This is a genomic window from Pseudomonas sp. UMAB-40 (assembly GCF_900095275.1).
Classification (GTDB): domain Bacteria; phylum Pseudomonadota; class Gammaproteobacteria; order Pseudomonadales; family Pseudomonadaceae; genus Aquipseudomonas; species Aquipseudomonas mandelii_B.
Genome location: NZ_LT607559.1, coordinates 149,692 through 167,374, shown reverse-complemented (window position 1 = coordinate 167,374; position 17,683 = coordinate 149,692). Strand labels below are relative to the sequence as shown.

Annotated in this window: 20 protein-coding genes; 15 read left to right on the top strand and 5 right to left on the bottom strand. The window is 58.5% G+C overall.

Annotation, left to right across the window (positions count from 1 at the left end):
* Window positions 1-61: 61 nt before the first annotated feature.
* Window positions 62-694: a glutathione S-transferase family protein gene (locus K0F88_RS14660; protein WP_219095508.1), complete on the top strand. Its 633-nt coding sequence runs from the start codon at window positions 62-64 to the stop codon at window positions 692-694.
* Window positions 691-1,635: a Nudix family hydrolase gene (locus K0F88_RS14655; protein ID WP_219095507.1), complete on the top strand. Its 945-nt coding sequence runs from the start codon at window positions 691-693 to the stop codon at window positions 1,633-1,635. The genes K0F88_RS14660 and K0F88_RS14655 overlap by 4 nt, the downstream gene beginning before the upstream one ends.
* Before the next feature lie 128 nt (window positions 1,636-1,763).
* Here K0F88_RS14655 and K0F88_RS14650 read toward each other — a convergent pair whose 3' ends face one another.
* Genes K0F88_RS14650 through K0F88_RS14640 form a run of 3 tightly spaced genes read right to left on the bottom strand, consistent with a single transcriptional unit; the run spans window position 1,764 to window position 5,348 of the window.
* Window positions 1,764-2,345 (bottom strand): cob(I)yrinic acid a,c-diamide adenosyltransferase, encoded by a 582-nt coding sequence (locus tag K0F88_RS14650; RefSeq protein ID WP_219095506.1) that lies wholly within the window; start codon window positions 2,343-2,345, stop codon window positions 1,764-1,766.
* A 3-nt stretch (window positions 2,346-2,348) separates the two neighbouring features.
* Window positions 2,349-4,385 carry a HAMP domain-containing sensor histidine kinase gene (locus K0F88_RS14645; protein WP_219095505.1) on the bottom strand — a complete coding sequence of 679 codons (2,037 nt, stop codon included), beginning with the start codon at window positions 4,383-4,385 and terminating at the stop codon, window positions 2,349-2,351.
* Between the two features lie 45 nt (window positions 4,386-4,430).
* Window positions 4,431-5,348, bottom strand: coding sequence for a putative 2-dehydropantoate 2-reductase (locus tag K0F88_RS14640; RefSeq protein ID WP_094470986.1), 918 nt, complete (start codon window positions 5,346-5,348; stop codon window positions 4,431-4,433).
* Between the two features lie 139 nt (window positions 5,349-5,487).
* Here K0F88_RS14640 and K0F88_RS14635 point away from each other — a divergent pair, with 139 nt between their 5' ends.
* Both K0F88_RS14635 and K0F88_RS14630 read left to right on the top strand, forming a co-directional pair.
* Entirely contained in the window at window positions 5,488-5,973 is a 486-nt protein-coding gene (locus K0F88_RS14635; protein ID WP_007906601.1) for a YajQ family cyclic di-GMP-binding protein, read from the top strand.
* A gap of 186 nt (window positions 5,974-6,159) precedes the next feature.
* Window positions 6,160-7,002: a mechanosensitive ion channel family protein gene (locus tag K0F88_RS14630; protein WP_219095504.1), complete on the top strand. Its 843-nt coding sequence runs from the start codon at window positions 6,160-6,162 to the stop codon at window positions 7,000-7,002.
* A gap of 137 nt (window positions 7,003-7,139) precedes the next feature.
* On the opposite strand, the gene K0F88_RS14625 is transcribed toward K0F88_RS14630, so the two are convergent.
* Window positions 7,140-8,486, bottom strand: coding sequence for an OprD family porin (locus K0F88_RS14625; RefSeq protein WP_219095503.1), 1,347 nt, complete (start codon window positions 8,484-8,486; stop codon window positions 7,140-7,142).
* On the opposite strand from K0F88_RS14625, the gene K0F88_RS14620 reads away from it, so the two are divergent.
* The 3 genes from K0F88_RS14620 (at window position 8,464) to K0F88_RS14610 (ending at window position 9,997) form a co-directional block, all read left to right on the top strand.
* A complete protein-coding gene (locus K0F88_RS14620; protein ID WP_219095502.1) occupies window positions 8,464-8,751 on the top strand; it encodes a hypothetical protein in 288 nt (95 codons plus the stop codon). The two genes, K0F88_RS14625 and K0F88_RS14620, sit on opposite strands and share 23 nt — an antisense overlap.
* A gap of 610 nt (window positions 8,752-9,361) precedes the next feature.
* On the top strand, window positions 9,362-9,787 hold the full coding sequence (locus tag K0F88_RS14615) for an HIT domain-containing protein (protein WP_219095548.1): 426 nt from the start codon (window positions 9,362-9,364) through the stop codon (window positions 9,785-9,787).
* A gap of 3 nt (window positions 9,788-9,790) precedes the next feature.
* Complete coding sequence (locus tag K0F88_RS14610) at window positions 9,791-9,997, top strand: SlyX family protein (RefSeq protein WP_010457497.1); 207 nt, start codon at window positions 9,791-9,793, stop codon at window positions 9,995-9,997.
* A 61-nt stretch (window positions 9,998-10,058) separates the two neighbouring features.
* Here K0F88_RS14610 and K0F88_RS32820 read toward each other — a convergent pair whose 3' ends face one another.
* Window positions 10,059-10,661 carry a cold-shock protein gene (locus tag K0F88_RS32820; protein ID WP_074879478.1) on the bottom strand — a complete coding sequence of 201 codons (603 nt, stop codon included), beginning with the start codon at window positions 10,659-10,661 and terminating at the stop codon, window positions 10,059-10,061.
* 307 nt (window positions 10,662-10,968) lie between these two features.
* On the opposite strand from K0F88_RS32820, the gene K0F88_RS14600 reads away from it, so the two are divergent.
* The 8 genes from K0F88_RS14600 to ruvB all read left to right on the top strand — a co-directional run bounded on the left by K0F88_RS14600 (window position 10,969) and on the right by ruvB (window position 17,613).
* The gene (locus K0F88_RS14600; protein ID WP_094470990.1) at window positions 10,969-11,439 is read left to right on the top strand and encodes a Dps family protein; all 471 of its coding nucleotides are present in this window, start codon (window positions 10,969-10,971) and stop codon (window positions 11,437-11,439) included.
* Between the two features lie 263 nt (window positions 11,440-11,702).
* Window positions 11,703-12,041 carry a ribbon-helix-helix domain-containing protein gene (locus K0F88_RS14595; RefSeq protein WP_094470991.1) on the top strand — a complete coding sequence of 113 codons (339 nt, stop codon included), beginning with the start codon at window positions 11,703-11,705 and terminating at the stop codon, window positions 12,039-12,041.
* Between the two features lie 135 nt (window positions 12,042-12,176).
* Window positions 12,177-12,398 (top strand): FmdB family zinc ribbon protein, encoded by a 222-nt coding sequence (locus tag K0F88_RS14590; protein WP_010457489.1) that lies wholly within the window; start codon window positions 12,177-12,179, stop codon window positions 12,396-12,398.
* Between the two features lie 94 nt (window positions 12,399-12,492).
* Window positions 12,493-14,268: an aspartate--tRNA ligase gene (gene aspS, locus K0F88_RS14585; protein WP_123409285.1), complete on the top strand. Its 1,776-nt coding sequence runs from the start codon at window positions 12,493-12,495 to the stop codon at window positions 14,266-14,268.
* Window positions 14,269-14,388: 120 nt separating this feature from the next.
* Window positions 14,389-15,135: a YebC/PmpR family DNA-binding transcriptional regulator gene (locus K0F88_RS14580; protein WP_074879469.1), complete on the top strand. Its 747-nt coding sequence runs from the start codon at window positions 14,389-14,391 to the stop codon at window positions 15,133-15,135.
* Between the two features lie 158 nt (window positions 15,136-15,293).
* Window positions 15,294-15,818 carry a crossover junction endodeoxyribonuclease RuvC gene (gene ruvC / locus K0F88_RS14575; protein WP_008147379.1) on the top strand — a complete coding sequence of 175 codons (525 nt, stop codon included), beginning with the start codon at window positions 15,294-15,296 and terminating at the stop codon, window positions 15,816-15,818.
* A 115-nt stretch (window positions 15,819-15,933) separates the two neighbouring features.
* The gene (gene ruvA / locus K0F88_RS14570) at window positions 15,934-16,551 is read left to right on the top strand and encodes a Holliday junction branch migration protein RuvA (RefSeq protein WP_007897033.1); all 618 of its coding nucleotides are present in this window, start codon (window positions 15,934-15,936) and stop codon (window positions 16,549-16,551) included.
* Window positions 16,552-17,613, top strand: a complete 1,062-nt coding sequence (ruvB, locus tag K0F88_RS14565; protein WP_219095501.1) for a Holliday junction branch migration DNA helicase RuvB — start codon at window positions 16,552-16,554, stop codon at window positions 17,611-17,613. It begins immediately after the preceding gene.
* Window positions 17,614-17,683: the final 70 nt, after the last annotated feature.

The window sequence follows — 17,683 nt, the reverse complement described above, 5'->3', positions numbered from 1 at the left end:
ATGACGGACGACCAGCCGCTAGATATTCTGGCTTGTTCCCCTGACGAGAAGGCACCCACACATGAGCCTCCACCTGATCATCGGCGACAAACTGCTTTCCTCCTGGTCCCTGCGTGGCGCACTGGCCCTTGACCTCACCGGCGCCCCGTACACCGAAGAACTGATCAAGCTGGGCCAGCCGGACACCCGCGAACGCCTGCTCAAGCACTCGCCGACCGGCAAAGTCCCGCTGCTGAAAACCGGGCATGGCACCATCGCCGACTCCCTGGCGATTGCCGAATACCTGGCCGAGCAATTCCCCGACGCCGGCCTCTGGCCCAAGGACACCGCCGCCCGTGCCCAGGCCCGTTCGGCTTGTGCGCAGATGCACGCCGGGTTCTTTGCCATGCGCGGCAACATGCCGTTCGACCTGAGCCGCGACGCACCGCTGTCGCCTACGCCTCCTGAGGTGCAGGCAGATATCGAGCGCATGCTGGCGTTGTGGGCTGAATGCCGTGCGGCGTCGACTCAAACCGGTCCGTTCCTGTTCGGCGGCGCGACCCTCGCCGATGCCTTCTTCGCACCGATTGCCGTGCGCCTGCGCACGTATCAGGTGAAGTTGCCGGCGGCGGACGAAGCCTATGTTGAAACCGTCTACCAATGGCCGTCGTTCAAGGCCTGGCAGAAGGCTGGCCTGGAGGAGATTGGGCAGTGAAACGAGTACACGTAGCCGCCGCCGTTATCCGTGACAACAGCGGCAAGATCCTTATCGCACGCCGTGCCGACACCCAGCATCAGGGCGGCTTGTGGGAATTCCCCGGGGGCAAGGTCGAGGACGACGAATCCGTCGAAAGCGCCCTGGCTCGCGAACTCCAGGAAGAGCTGGGCATTGTGGTCAGCGCCGCACGACCGTTGATCAAAGTCCGCCACGATTACCCGGACAAGCAAGTGTTGCTGGACGTTTGGGAAGTCTCGGCCTTTACCGGTGAGCCCCACGGCGCCGAAGGCCAGCCGTTGGAGTGGGTGGCTCAGCGTGATCTGCTGAACTACGAATTCCCGGCGGCCAACCAGCCGATCGTCGCGGCCGCACGATTGCCTGCACAGTATTTGATTACGCCTGAAGACCTGGAAACCCCGGCGCTGTTGCGCGGTATTCAGAAAGCCATCGCTGGCGGCATCAAGTTGATCCAGCTGCGGGCACCCAACGGCTACGATCCGAAATACCGCGATTTGGCGGTGGACGCGGCGGGGCTGTGTGCCGGCAAGGCGCAATTGATGATCAAGGGCCCGTTCGAGTGGCTGGGCGACTTCCCGTCCGCCGGCTGGCACATCACGGCAGCGCAGTTGCGCAAATACGCAGCGGCGGGTCGGCCGTTACCGGCGTCGCGCTGGTTGGCGGCGTCTTGCCACAACGCTGAAGAGCTGGCGTTGGCCGAGCAGATGGGCGTGGATTTTGTGACCTTGTCACCGGTGCAGCCGACCCAGACTCATCCAGATGCGCTGCCGTTGGGCTGGGAGCAGGCGGCGGCGTTGATCGACGGTTTCAGCAAACCGGTGTTCTTGCTCGGTGGTGTTGGCCCGGCGGAACAGCAAAAGGCTTGGGAGGCGGGGGCTCAAGGTGTGGCGGGGATTCGGGCATTCTGGCCCGGGGCTTGAATTTCCGGTGATGCTGACGGCCTCTTCGCGGGCAAGCCACGCTCCCACAGTTGACCGAGTTCTTCCAGATGGAATGCGATCAAATGTGGGAGCGGGCTTGCTCGCGAAGGCGTCCTGACAGGCGCCAATTATTCCTGAGGCTTAGCGGCCGCCTGCCAAAGAATCTCGGCAACCCCCTGCCGCTTGGCAATCAACCTGGCCACCACAAACAACACATCCGACAACCGATTGATATACGCCAAGCCAACACCGGCCAGCGGTTCAATCGCATTCAAATGCTGACACCGCCGCTCCGCGCTGCGCGCCAGGCATCTGCACACATGGGCCTGGGCAATCAGCGCTGAACCACCCGGCAGAATGAAATTCTCCAGCGGCCCCAACTCCTCATTCCACAGATCGATCGCCGCTTCCAGCCGTTCGATTTCCGCTGCATTCAACGCTTGATACTCCGGCATCGCCAACTCGCCACCCAGGTCGAACAACCGATGCTGGCAGGGCGCCAAAACCTCAATCACCTCGCTCAAACCCGGATACGCAGCACTTTCAGCGGCCAACCCGGCCAACAGTACGCCCACCTGGCTGTTCAGCGTATCGACCTCGCCAATGGCCTCGATCCGCGGGTGGTCCTTGGGCACGCGGCGACCATCGCCGAGTCCGGTTTCGCCTTTGTCGCCGGTACGGGTGTAAATCTTCGACAAGCGAAAGCCCATGGGTTACCTCGATAGCTGATTGAGTTCTTGAGAGATGACGGGGGAGCCCGCCAGTGGCAGGCGCAAGGTGAAACAGGTGCCTTGGCCCAGCGTCGATTGCACCTCCATCTGCCCCTTGTGGTTGTTGGTGATGATGAAATACGAGACCGACAAGCCGAGGCCTGTGCCCTGACCGATTTCCTTGGTGGTGAAGAACGGCTCGAAAGTGCGTTTGCGCACGTTCTCGCTCATGCCGATGCCGTTGTCCTCGACCTGAATTTCGGCCCATGGCGGATTCAGCCGGGTGCGCAGAATGATGCGCCCGGGTTCGCTGTCGTCTTCACGCTGGTGAATGGCTTGGGCCGCGTTTTTGAGCAAGTTGAGCAGCACCTGCTCCAGTTCGTTGGCCGTGCCGGGCACCGGGCCCAGTGCCGGGTCGAACTGACGGATGATCGCCTGGCCCTTGAAGTCGAAGCCGATGGCCAGGTCGAAGTCGTTACCGGCGATTTCCACTGCTTGATCGATCAGCGCCGGCAGGTCGCACGGCGCCATTTGCCGGGTGCTGCGACGGCTGAAGCTGAGCATGTGGGTGACAATTTTTGCAGCCCGGGCCCCCGCCTGTTGAATGCCATCAAGCAGCTGCGGCACTTCGCGCGCTTGCAGGTATTTGTTGACCGTTTCCAGAGAGATGCCGGTTTGCTCGGCCTGTTCGAGGTTCTTCGGCAAGTCAGGCGACAGGCGTCGTCGAATGTTCTGCACGTTGTGCAGAATTGCACCCAACGGGTTATTGATTTCGTGGGCCATGCCGGCGGCGAGGCCGCCGACCGAGAGCATTTTTTCCGACTGCACCATCATTTCTTCCAGCGACAGGCGTTGGGTAATGTCGTCGATCCGGATCACCACACCGCGCCCGGCCCCGCCCATCAGCGGGTAGAAAGTCAGGGCGTAATGCTTGGGTTCATCGTCCTTGAACCAGGTCACGCGCTCGATCTTCGCCACCGTGTGCTGCTCGACGGTCTGCTTGAGCTGCGGCAGAAACGGTTTCAGCGGCTCGAAGGCGAGGAAGATCGGCTGGTTCAAGGCTTCGTCCAGACGCGTGCCGGACAGGGCGCTGGCCTCCTGATTCCACTGGGTGACATAGAGTTGCTCGTCGAGGGCGATCAGCGCCGACGGCATGGAGTCGATGATGCTGTTGAGGTAGTTCTGGAACCCGGTGAGTTTCTTCTCGATCTTGCTGCGCACCTGGACTTCGAGTTCCAGTTTGCGGTTGGTGTGGCGGGTTTCTTCGGCCAGGCCCTGCGCCTGATCGTAAGCCGCCTGGGAGTCATCCCGGGCACGTTTGAGCTGCTGCTCCCGGGCTTCGATCCGCGAGAGCATGGTGTTGAAGGCCTCGGCGAGACTGCCGATTTCGTCGTGGTTGCCACGGGAGGCGCGCAGGGCGTAGTTCTCTTCGCGGGTCACTTGCCGGGACAACTCTTCAAGCTGATGGATCGGCCGGGTGATCAGGCGTTTGATCTGTCGGGCGATCACCAGCCACAACAGCACACTGAAGATCAGAATGCCGAGACTGGCGGTCAGGGTCCCGGTATAGAACGCCACTGGCAATTCACTGCTGGCCACCAGTAACAGGTGCCCCGGCGCGGTGCCGGGGCGGGGCAGGGTGATCACCTGATTGCTGCGAAACTCGGTGGCCTGCCAGGCTTCGATGTGCCGGTAGCGATCCGGCAGGTGCAGCTTTTCGCCATGCTGCAATTGCGCCAATCGCTCACCCTTGCCGTCATACAAGGCTGCTGCCCGCAGCGGTGAATAACTGTTGAGTTCATTGAGCAGGCGCTCGGCACTTTGCGGCGACGTCAAGGCGTCGGCCACCAGGCTCGGGTTAGACACCAGTCGGCCGATGGTCTGCAACGCCTGGGGCGCCATGCTTTCCTGGGAGATGTAATACGCGGCGCTGATAAAGGTCAGGTTGGCGACCAGCAGGATGGTGATCAACAGCACGAGCAGGGCGGCCAGCAGTTTCTGGCCGACCGGAAGGTTTTCGAGACGCTGGCGCAATGGCATCAGGTTCATCGCTGAAAAGGAACAAGTGGCCAGCGTAGCCGCTGCTCAGTCGCTGGGCAATCCAAGGCTTTGAAGATGGACAATCAGCCGCTGCTGTAACTGATTGAGGTGGGGCAGGTTCAACTGGTGCCGTGCGGCCACTTTGCAGACATAGCCCAACAGGTAGCTGATTTCGGTCCGGCGCTGGCTCGCGACGTCCTGGTGCATCGAGGAGTAGTTGGCCGCGGTGGCATGGATCACCCGTTCGACTTCCTGTTGCAGTTCCTCGGCGGCAGCCGGCTGACCGCAGCGTTCCAGCAAGTCGGTCAGTTCGACGCAAAGGGTGGCGACTTCGCAATGGTGTTGCTGCAAGCCGCCGTTGCGGCAATCGTGCAGCACCGTCAGCGGATTGATCGCACAGTTGAGTGCCAGTTTGCGCCACAGCCGGGTCAGGATGTCGGTGCTCCATTCGTGAGGAATACCGGCGGCCGTCAGTTCATCCAGCCAGATCGGCGCCACCGGATGACAGGCATCCCCCAGCCAGGTGTAGCCGTGACCGGCGAACACCACGCGCCAGTCGCCATCGCGAAACGCGCCTTCGGTGCTCGATGCGCATACGCAACGCGCCTGAGGCACCTGTGCGGCGACAGCGTCCTGACTGCCGAGGCCGTTCTGCAACAGGATCAGCTCGGCGTCGGGCGTCAGGCGTGGTGCCAGTTGGGCGACAGCCTTTTCGGCATCGTAGGCCTTGCAGGCTACCAGCAGGCGGTTGATCGGCTCGCTGTTGTGCGGTGTCTCACCGGGGATCTCATAAGTGTTGGCTTCGCCGTGCTCCACCAGCGTCAGCCCGCCCGCCGCCTGATAGGCCTGTAAACGTTGTTCATCGCGCAGGATCAACCGGACCGGCACCCCGGCCCGCGCCAGGCGGGTGGCCCACAACGTGCCAAGGCTGCCGGCACCCAAAACATGCCAAGTGGTGGACATCAGCTTTTTGCTCGGTTTGGCGCAGGCATGTAAGGCTCGCAGTATCGGTTGGAAAAGACCCGTTATAATGAGCCCGATTTTAACCGCAAGCCAAGCGCGCTCCATCGCTATCGAGCGCGCCTTTTATTGGAGAGATTACATGCCGTCGTTCGACGTGGTATCCGAACTGGACAAACACGAAGTCACCAACGCGGTCGAGAACGCCGTCAAGGAACTCGATCGCCGTTATGACCTGAAAGGCAAGGGCACCTTTGAATTCAAGGAAAAGGACCTGACCGTCAACCTGACCGCCGAGGCTGACTTCCAGCTCGAAGCGATGATCGAGATCCTCAAGCTGGCGCTGGTCAAGCGCAAAATCGACGTGCAGTGCCTTGAAGTCAAGGATGCCTACGCGTCGGGCAAGCTGATGAAACAGGAAGCCGTCCTCAAGGAAGGCATCGACAAAGAGCTGGCGAAGAAAATCGTCGCTCACGTCAAGGACGCCAAGCTCAAGGTCCAGGCCGCCATTCAGGGCGAGCAAGTGCGCATCACCGGCAAGAAACGTGATGATTTGCAGGAAGCCATCGCGGCCCTGCGCGCCAAGACTTTCGACATGCCGCTGCAGTTCAACAACTTCCGCGACTGATCTTTCAAGTGGGAACTGTGGGAGCGAGCTTGCTCGCGATGAGGGTGTATCAGTCGACATCACTGTTGAATGACACACCCTCATCGCGAGCAAGCTCGCTCCCACAGGATTGTGTTTATTCCGGCGGGTCTTTTTCTGCCGCTTATTTTTTCGCGTGCCGGATGGCCGGAAATCAGGAGAAAGTAGATGGATTTGAATACCGAAGTGGATAACCTGGTCAAGGCATCCCAAGCCTGGATCCCGATGATCATGGAGTACGGCAGTCGCGTGTTGCTGGCGGTCATCACGCTGGCCGTCGGCTGGTGGCTGATCAACAAGGTCACGCAAAAGCTCGGCGGTTTGCTGGCCTTGCGTAGCGCCGACTTGGCGCTGCAAAGCTTTATCAGCAACGTGGCCAATATCATTCTCAAGGTGTTGCTGATTGTCAGCGTCGCTTCGATGATCGGTATTGAAACCACCTCGTTCGTTGCTGCCATCGCTGCGGCGAGCTTCGCCATAGGTATGGCGTTGCAGGGCAGCCTGACAAACTTCGCCGGCGGTGTGCTGATTCTGCTATTCCGCCCGTTCCGCATCGGTGACTGGATCGAAGCGCAAGGTGTGGCCGGTACGGTTGACGCCATTCAGATTTTCCACACCGTGCTGCGCACCGGGGACAACAAAACCATCATTGTCCCGAACGGCAGCCTGTCGAACGGTATCATTACCAATACAAATCGTCAGCCAACGCGCAAAGTTGTATTTGATGTGGGCGTGGACTACGAAGCGGATCTTCAGAAGGCCCGTGAAGTATTACTGGATCTGGCCAAAGACGAGCGTATTTTGGCTGAACCGGCACCTCAGGCAGTAATTTCGACGCTGGGTGATAGTTCGATTACTGTTTCTCTGCGAGTGTGGGTGAAGACCGCGGATTACTGGGATGTGATGTTCATGTTTAACGAGCAGTCCCGGGATCGTTTGAAAACGGCCGGTATTGATATTCCATTTCCACAGCGGGTTATTCGAGTGGTTCAGGAAGCACCGGTGAATTGAGATGTTTTAACCCAGGCCTGACTTAATAGTCAGGCTTATTGAGTAGCAAGCTAATCATTAATGCACTGTGCAATGGTTAAAAAAAAGGCCCCTCCGAAGAGGGGCCTTTTTTATACTTGCTAACTAAACCGCTGCGATTACAAGATCGACAGTGGGTAGTCGACGATCACGCGGAACTCTTTCACGTCGCCTTCACCTTCGTCGGCATTAGCAAAGTGCCAAGCTTGACGGAAGCGGACGGACAGGTCTTTTGCCGGGCCAGACTGAACAACGTACTTGGCTTCGAAGTTGGTTTCGTTGTGCTTGCCGTCTTCACCGTACAGGCCGGCGTAAGCGCTGCCTGCAGGAGTTTTGGTGCCGTCGATGTCCCAGCCTTTAACGTAACGGGTCATGAAGCTCAGACCTGGAACGCCGTACTCGGCCATTTTCAGGTCGTAACGGACCTGGGCAGACTTCTCGCCAGGGGCGTTGAAGTCAGAGTACTGGATGGAGTTGGCGAGGAAGATCGAGTCGCCGCCACGGTTGTTCTTGCCGATACCGACGTAGTCGAATGGGGTATCGCCATTAACCTTTTGGAAGGCCAGGGTGATGGTGTGTGCTTTCAGGAACGAGAGCGCAGTGGCCAGCGAGAACGCGGTGTTGCTGATGTCACCGGCTTTCGAGTCACCGGTATCGGTGGTGCGATAGATGTTGAAGTCGGTGTTCAGCGACGTGTCACCACTAATCGGAGTGGTAAGGTTCACGTTCGCGTAGTACTGGTTCCAGATGTCTTCCAGCTTGGCGCCGTACAGCGATGCGCTCAGGTTGTCGGTGATGCCGTATTTGCCACCGAAATAGTCGATGGAGTTAGCAGCCACGCCAGCGTAGTTTGCGAACAGATCGCCGTCACGGGCGTTTTTGTCCTGGCTGGAACCCGAGTAGAAGTGACCGGCTTCGAGGTCAAGGTCTTTGACTTCGCTGCTCTGCAGTTGGAAACCGCTGGCAACTTGAGGAAGGATACGGGAACCGCCAACAGCAAACACTGGAGCAGTGCTTGGCGACATGTCGCCGACTTTCAGCTCGGTTTTGGAGATGCGGAATTTAACGGCAGCGCCGGCTTTACCCTGGCTGTCGTTGACGTCGCGGCCACCGTTGGCGTTGACGGTGTCGCTACGGCTCATGTTACCCGAACCGGAAGTGCCATCGCCGCCATCCAGTTTGATGGCCAGGTAACCGAATGCATCAACGCCGACGCCAACAGTACCTTGGGTGTAACCGGAGTTGAAGGTGCCCCAGATACCTTGGGTCCAGTCTTTGACGTCGCGGGCGCGATCTTTGTTGTCACGGTTGAAGTAGTAGTTGCGAACCAGCAAGTTCAAACTGGCGTCGTCAACAAAACCCTTGGCTTCAGCCTGGTCACTTACAAAAGGTGCGGCCGTAGCCATTTGAGTACTGGCTGCTGCTGCAACTGCCAGTGCGATCATGCTCCACTTCATCACGCGCATCGTGATTTGCTCCTTTGGTTTTAGAAGAGTACTGCCGTCCCACCTGTTTTATTATCTGGGCGGCTCTTTCTTTTTTGAGTCGGCGCAAAGTTATATCACGCAGACCATGTTGGCGATACTTGCGTATCTAACCTTTCAGCTTCTTTACGACGGTGTCGCAAACGGCTGGGTAGATGTCGCAAATTTACTGCCTCGACGCAAGCGGATTGGCAACTTTAACGTTGTTTTCCAAGACTTGTGCATCGGTAAAAAGAGTCCCTGGTGAAACGTTTGAATCTCCATTGGGCAACCCTGCCGCTGTTTTTATGTGCCTTGGGGCCTCCACTTCCAGCGGAGGCATCAGGGCGATGTGGGTGTGAATGCAACAAGCGTGCACAAACCGGAATTCTGCTACTGATTTTTTCCGAAAGCCTGCCTGTTGCTGTAAAAACCTCGTAAAACCGGGGGCTTCAAGCGTGTTGTCTGTACGCTTGACGCCGTGCATTGCATGGTGTTGTAACCCTGAAACCGAAAGCGTGACAATGAAAAACGTTACCGGTTCACCCCTTCGGTGAGTAATTCACGGATGCTGACGCACTCAGCGTAGACGCACTGTGCGGTTTTGGTGCAAAAAATCTTAATCACTGTGCTGAAATCACACAGTGCGCTCATGACTACGGCTGGAACTATTCATTGGATATCAGTCATTTCGCCCTTCTGGGGGCAATCTTCGGTTCTGTGTTGGTGCGTCCTGATCAAAAACGGCCCATCTCGGGGCGTTGGTTCAAGGTGATGCCTGGGGTGATCACGGGTATGCTGGCGTCCTGTCGCTTGGTGCGCGGCCTGTCTGGATGGGCGCTAAGCTGAAAAATGATGACCTGGCGGGAGTGCGCGCGGTGTTCGCTTTAGATCCACGACTTCAACAAGACACGCTTCCGATTGGCGATTTCCCGCTTTGCCGGTTGCTGTTATCCAATGATTCGAACTACCCCTGGTTCATCCTGGTGCCACGTCGTGAAGATATCAGTGAGATATTTCAGTTGGGTGTCGCAGATCAACAGCAGCTGTGGCAGGAAACAACTGCGCTGGCGGAACTGCTCAAGGATTCGTTCGACGCCGATAAGCTGAATGTTGCGGCGCTGGGTAATGTCGTCAGTCAGTTGCACATGCATGTCATTGTGCGCAAACGTGAGGACGCCGCCTGGCCAGCTCCGGTCTGGGGCAGACACCCGGCCGTGCCTTACAGCGCAGCGCAGATTGCGTCGATTCGCGAGCGCCTGCGTCTGCTGTTAACCGAAGATTTCACGTTTCTGGAGGGTTGAATCATGAGCCTGGAAGATCGCGTTACCGATCTGGAGAGCCAACTGGCGTTTCAGGATGACACTATCCAGTCGTTGAGCGATGTGCTGGCGACGCAGCAGCGTGCCGTTGAACGCCTGCAATTGCAGATGGCTGCATTGCTCAAGCGCCAGGAAGAAATGGCCGGGCAGTTCGAAACCTTCGAAGAAGAAGCGCCACCGCCTCACTATTGAAACCGCAGGCAATAAAAAACCGCGAACAGCTCAGCTGCTCGCGGTTTTTTTTAGCCTTGAATCAGCGACGCGGCAATGCGGCGATCACATCTTCGGCTTGCAGCCCTTTGTCACGATTCATGACAGAGAACTCCACGCGCTGGCCTTCAACGAGAACGCGGTGACCTTCGCCACGAATGGCCCGGAAATGCACGAAAATATCATCGCCGGAATCACGGGAAATAAAGCCGAAGCCTTTGGACGTGTTGAACCACTTGACGGTGCCGGTATCGCGGTTGCTCATGTCGTAGCTTGGCGAAGCGGCGGCCGGCGAGGATTTGTAGAAGCTGATAGCCAGGTGCAGGAGAACGGCGATCAGCGCAGCCACCAGGCTGAACAGAACGGCAGGTTGACCGGCGATGACAGGCATCGGCGCGAGCAACGTCAGGGTTTGCAGGACGACAGCCAGGACCAGCAGGGCGCTGACCAGGTTTTGCAGTTGATGACGTGGGCCTTTGTTCCAGTAAGGGATAACGGGAGCAAGGGTGAGGTTGAGCAGGCCGAAAAAGGCCAGGTACAGCGCGTCAGGTTGTTGCAGGTAAGGGACTGCTTCGGATCGCAGGCTAGGGATGAAGGACAGCAGCAAAGCTGCTGCGCCCATTAGCAGGTGGACGATTTTCAACATTTTGATTAACTCACGTTAAGACGGATCACAAGGAAGAGCTGATGGAGCACGGTTCGCTTCAGAACAATAAGAGGCGTTGGACACGTACCCGGTACCAGCCTATGCGCAGCCCCCGAAAAACAGGCGGTCGCGACACGCGGTCTATTTAACAGCAAAGCCTGCAGCTACTCAAATCAGGCAGTCCAGCGGTGCTTCGCGGGGCGATTTGTCGCAGGTCATTGTGCAATCCCGGGCTGCGAGGGGGTGGCAGGCTTGCTAGAGTGGTCCTGCACCTGTTGGATGAATTCATCACCTTTAGGGGAAAAACATGGCAATCGACATCGGTATCAGTGAAGAGGACCGCAAGTCCATCGTCGATGGGCTTTCGCGTCTGTTGTCGGACACGTATGTGCTGTATTTGAAAACCCATAACTTCCATTGGAATGTCACCGGTCCCATGTTTCGGACCCTGCACCTGATGTTCGAGGAGCAATACAACGAGCTGGCCCTGGCCGTCGATTCGATTGCCGAGCGCATTCGCGCCCTCGGGTTTCCTGCCCCCGGCGCCTATTCGATTTATGCGCGGCTGTCTTCTATTAAGGAAGAAGCCGGCGTGCCCAGCGCCGAAGACATGATCAAGCAGCTTGTCGATGGGCAAGAGGCGGTCACCCGTACCGCGCGCGGGATCTTTCCGCTGCTGGAAAAAGTCAGCGACGAGCCGACGGCTGACTTGCTGACCCAGCGCATGCAAGTCCACGAAAAAACCGCATGGATGCTGCGGTCTCTGCTGGATCAGTAATATCGTCAGTACGCGAATGATGCCCCTCGGGTGTCGTTCGCGATCTTCGACTTCTTTCAATCGCTTTTTCGTGCGTTAAAAATCCTCTGGTTGCGTAGGAAAATGGCCGGCCTAGGACGGTCTCCATGATCGCCATTCAGCTGTTGGCTTATCCTACGTCCACGGTCATAAAGTCATCTGGATATACCTTTGCGCCTGCGCTTTTATAAGGCCACGCAGAGTGCTCTTACAGAAGGCAAGGATGACAAAGGAGTGTCAACGATATGGATTACGAAGACAGGCGAAGCGAGGGGAGGGTCGGTCCGGTCAAGGAGATAAGGATTGATCCATTTGTCAGCGAATTTGATATGGGGCTGGCCCGGCCTCTATCCCGGTCGGTGCGGTTGAACGGCTTTGCCACCTGCTTGCGGCTTGAGCAGGTGTACTGGGATATTCTGGGCGATATGGCCAAGGTCAATTGTTGTACGGTCAGTGCGCTGCTGTCCCACGTGGATCGCGAAGTGCACTTGCGTCATGGCGGGGTCAAGAACTTTACCGGGCTGGTGCGGGTTGTCTGCGTCGTACACAGCCTGAAAGAAGGGGGCTGCGTCGCAATGCCCTAGCCACGCGGGTGATCGGGCAGCGTGTCGGTCTGTGCAGTCTTACGGCTGCACAGGCTGCATTTAATGGATATAATCCCGCTCTTTGCCGCAAAACCCAGTGTGTGCGGTAGCAATCTGATCGCCGAGACAACCCCCATGCCGATGTACGACTATCAATGTGCTTCCTGTGGTCATCAGTTGGAAGCCATTCAAAAGATCAGCGCAGCACCGCTGGTCGACTGCCCTGCCTGCCAGGCGCCAGAGCTTAAAAAGATGCTGTCCATGCCGGGCTTCCGCCTTAGCGGCACCGGCTGGTACGAAACCGATTTCAAGACCGGTTCCAAGAAGAATCTGGCCGGCGGCGACAAAGCTGACTAAGGTCTGGAACCTGAGTTGAACGACACGCGCGAGCCCTTGCAACACCTGCAGGGCCTCCAACCGAATTTCGATTACGAGAAGTGAAACCACTACCATGATGCGCAGCCATTATTGCGGCCAACTGAACGAAGCCCTGGAAGGCCAGGAAATTACCCTTTGCGGATGGGTGCACCGTCGCCGTGACCACGGTGGGGTGATTTTCCTCGATATCCGTGATCGTGACGGTCTGGCCCAGGTGGTGTTCGACCCGGACCGCGCCGAGAGCTTCGCCGCCGCCGATCGCGTGCGCAGCGAATACGTGGTGAAGATCACCGGCAAGGTTCGCCTGCGTCCGGCCGGTGCCACCAACGCCAACATGGCGTCGGGCATGATCGAAGTGCTGGGCTACGAACTGGAAGTGCTGAACGAATCGGAAACCCCGCCGTTCCCGCTGAACGAGTTCTCCGACGTCGGTGAAGAAACCCGCCTGCGTTATCGCTTCCTCGACCTGCGTCGCCCGGAAATGCTCGAGAAGCTGCGTCTGCGTTCGCGCATGACCACCAGCATCCGTCGCTTCCTGGACGAGAACGGCTTCCTCGACGTCGAGACACCGATCCTGACCCGTGCCACCCCGGAAGGCGCTCGTGACTACCTGGTGCCGAGCCGTACCCACGCCGGTTCCTTCTTCGCCTTGCCGCAATCGCCACAGTTGTTCAAACAACTGTTGATGGTGGCCGGCTTCGACCGCTACTACCAGATCGCCAAGTGCTTCCGTGACGAAGACCTGCGCGCCGACCGCCAGCCGGAATTCACCCAGATCGACATCGAGACCAGCTTCCTCGATGAAAAAGAGATCATGGCCATCACCGAACAAATGATCCGCAACCTGTTCAAGGAAGTGCTGGACCTGGAATTCGGCGATTTCCCGCACATGACCTTCGAAGAAGCCATGCGCCGTTACGGTTCCGACAAGCCGGACCTGCGTAACCCGCTGGAACTGGTTGACGTTGAAGACCAACTGAAAGACGTCGACTTCAAGGTGTTCAGCGGCCCGGCCAACGACCCGAAGTGCCGTATTGCCGCCCTGCGCGTTCCAGGCGCGGCGAGCATGCCGCGCAAGCAGATCGACGACTACACCAAGTTCGTCGGTATCTACGGTGCCAAGGGCCTGGCTTACATCAAGGTCAACGAGCGCGCCAAAGGTGTTGAAGGCCTGCAGTCGCCAATCGTCAAGAACATCCCTGAAGCCAACCTCAACGTGATCCTCGATCGTGTTGGCGCGGTCGATGGCGATATCGTGTTCTTCGGCGCCGACAAAGCCAAGATCGTCAGCGAGGCCCTGGGCGCGCTGCGGATCAAGGTCGGCAACGACCTGGACCTGCTGACCTGCAAGTGGGCGCCGATGTGGGTTGTCGATTTCCCGATGTTCGAAGAGAACGACGACGGCAGCTTCACCGCCTTGCACCACCCGTTCACCGCGCCGAAGTGCACCCCGGAAGAACTGGAAGCCAACCCGGCGACCGCTCTGTCCCGTGCCTACGACATGGTTCTGAACGGCACCGAGCTGGGTGGCGGTTCGATCCGTATCCACCGCAAGGAAATGCAGCAGACGGTGTTCCGCCTGTTGGGTATCAATGAAGCGGAACAGGAAGAGAAATTCGGCTTCCTGCTCGACGCCCTGAAATACGGCGCACCGCCACACGGTGGCCTGGCCTTCGGCCTGGACCGTCTGGTCATGCTGATGACCGGCGCCCAGTCGATTCGTGAAGTGATCGCTTTCCCGAAAACCCAGAGCGCGGCTGACGTCATGACTCAGGCACCGGGTGCTGTAGATGCCAAGGCATTGCGCGAACTGCACATTCGTCTGCGCGAAACGCCAAAGGCTGAGTAAGGCTGACCGCAAAGGCGCATCCTTCCGGGATGCGCCTTTTCTTTAGGTCGAGATTTTTTGTTGCTGGCCGACACAGCGTGCGCGGCGGGCGATGTTTCAAAGAGAAATTCGGAGCGAGATATGGCGGGTCATTCCAAGTGGGCGAACATCAAGCACCGCAAAGAACGTCAGGATGCCAAGAAGGGCAAGATTTTCACCAAGTGGATTCGTGAGCTGACCGTTGCGGCCCGTCAGGGCGGCGGTGATCCGGGTTCCAACCCGCGCCTGCGCCTGGCGCTGGACAAGGCGCTTGGTGCGAACATGAGCCGCGACATCATTGATCGCGCAGTCGCCCGCGGTGCCGGTGCAGCCGATACTGACGACATGGTCGAACTGACCTATGAAGGCTACGGCCCGGGTGGCGTGGCGGTGATGGTCGAGTGCATGACCGACAACCGTAACCGCACCGCAGCCGCTGTTCGCCATGCGTTCAGCAAGTGTGGCGGCAACCTGGGGACTGACGGTTCGGTGGCCTATCTGTTTGAGCGCAAGGGGCAGATTTCCTTCGCGCCGGGTGTTGATGAAGATGCGCTGATGGAAGCGGCCATGGACGCCGACGCCGATGACGTGGTCACCCATGAAGACGGTTCGATTGACGTGTTCACCTCGTTCGCCGGCTTCTACTCCGTGCGGAACGCGCTGGAAGCGGCGGGTTTCAAGGGTGATGACGCGGAAATCGTGATGCTACCGACCACCAGTGCCGAACTGGACCTGGAAGGCGCCGAGAAGGTGCTCAAGCTGATCGACATGCTTGAAGACCTGGATGACGTGCAGAACGTCTACTCCAACGCGGACATTCCCGAGTCGGTAGCCGCGCAGCTCGGATAAGGGCGACTAAGATTCAGTGTGGGAGCTGGCTTGCCTGCGAGGGCGGCGTGTCAGGCTACATCATGGTTTGATGTGCCTACGCCATCGCAGGCAAGCCAGCTCCCACATTTGTTATTTGCTGTAATGAATATTGTGTTTTTAATGAACCCGCAGGCGTTATGACTTTAATTCTTGGTATCGACCCCGGTTCGCGCATCACCGGTTATGGCGTGGTACGTGATACCGGGCGTGGCTGCGTGTACGTGGCGTCGGGCTGCATTCGCACCGGTTCCGGCGAATTGCATGAGCGTCTGCAAATCGTCTATCGCGGTGTGCGTGAAGTCATCCAGACCTACGGCCCTGTGACCATGGGCATTGAAAAAGTCTTCATGGCGCGCAATGCCGACTCGGCCCTGAAGCTCGGTCAAGCCCGGGGCGCTGCAATTGTGGCGGGTGCCGAAGAAAGCCTGGAAATCGCCGAGTACACCGCGACCCAGGTCAAGCAAGCAGTGACCGGCACTGGTGCCGCCAATAAAGAGCAGGTGCAGATGATGGTCATGCACATGCTGAAATTGACCAGCAAGCCACAAATCGACGCTTCGGATGCCCTGGCCATTGCCATTTGCCACGCTCATACCCGTTCCAGCCTGTTGCCCCATGGCTTGGGAACGGCACGCAGTCGTGGCGGGCGCCTGCGTCTCTGATAGCATCAGCAGTCATTTTTAGGGAATGAGGGTTTTGCGCCTGTGTTGTCGGCGCAAAACCCTTGTTCTGTCAGTCGCCAGTCGTTGATCTGGCCAACGCTCAAGGATCTGAAACGTGATTGGACGCTTGCGCGGCACACTGGCTGAGAAACAGCCGCCGCACCTGATTCTGGATGTAAACGGTCTGGGGTATGAGCTGGAAGTGCCCATGACCACGCTGTATCGCTTGCCGTCGGTCGGTGAACCGCTGACCTTGCACACCCATCTGGTTGTTCGTGAAGACGCGCAGTTACTCTATGGCTTCTTCGGCAAGCGTGAGCGAGACTTTTTTCGCGAGTTGATCCGTCTCAATGGTGTGGGGCCAAAATTGGCCCTGGCGTTGATGTCGAGCCTCGAAGTGGATGAGCTGGTCCGTTGCGTGCAATCCCAGGACACCTCGGCGCTGACCAAGGTGCCGGGCGTGGGCAAGAAGACGGCCGAGCGTTTGCTGGTGGAGCTCAAGGACCGCTTCAAGGCCTGGGAAACCGTGCCGGCGATGTTCGCCCTGGTGCCGAACCAGCCGGGTGGGCCTGATGCGCCGGCACCGGTCGCCACCGCCGAAAATGACGCGGTCAGCGCGCTGATTTCCTTGGGCTACAAGCCGCAGGAAGCCAGCAAGGCGATTTCTGCAATCAAGGAGAAAGGTTTGAGCAGTGAAGACATGATTCGTCGTGCCCTGAAGGGAATGATCTAAGTGATTGAAGCTGATCGTCTGATTGCCGCCACGCCCGGCCCTCGCGACCGCGAGGAAGTCCAGGACCGGGCGATTCGTCCTGTCAGCCTGGCCGAGTACATTGGCCAGCCGACTGTTCGCGAGCAAATGGAGTTGTTCATCCAGGCCGCTCGCGGGCGTAACGAGTCCTTGGACCACACGCTGATTTTCGGCCCGCCGGGTCTGGGTAAAACCACCCTGGCCAACATTATTGCCCAGGAAATGGGCGTGTCGATCAAGAGCACTTCGGGTCCGGTGCTTGAGCGTCCGGGTGATCTGGCTGCGCTGTTGACCAATCTCGAGCCCCACGACGTGCTGTTTATCGACGAAATCCATCGGCTCTCACCGATCGTCGAGGAAGTGTTGTATCCGGCCATGGAAGATTTCCAGCTCGACATCATGATTGGTGAAGGGCCGGCCGCGCGTTCGATCAAACTGGATCTACCGCCGTTCACCCTGGTGGGGGCGACGACGCGGGCCGGCATGCTGACCAACCCGTTGCGCGACCGCTTCGGCATCGTCCAGCGCCTGGAGTTCTATAACACCGCCGACCTGGCAACAATTGTCAGCCGTTCGGCGAACATCCTCGGTTTGCCGCTGGACCCAGAGGGCGCCTTTGAAATCGCCCGACGCGCCCGTGGCACCCCACGGATCGCCAACCGTTTGTTGCGCCGGGTTCGGGATTTCGCCGAAGTGCGCGCCAAGGGCCACATCACCAAGCCGATCGCAGACCTGGCCTTGAACCTGCTGGACGTCGACGAACGTGGCTTCGATCACCAGGATCGACGTCTGTTGTTGACCATGATCGAGAAGTTCGACGGTGGACCGGTGGGCGTGGACAGTCTCGCCGCAGCGATCAGCGAAGAACGACACACCATTGAAGACGTGCTGGAGCCGTATTTGATCCAGCAGGGCTACATCATGCGCACGCCGCGGGGGCGGGTGGTCACCCGGCACGCGTATCTGCACTTCGGTTTAAACATTCCGTCACGAATGGGCGAGATGCCCGTGGTAGACGAGTTCCTCGATGCGGTAGACGATTAATCACCTTTGCGGGCTGATTTATTCGGAGTTTGTGCGGTCTGAGGACCGTACTTTCACCAGAAAGCCGCGA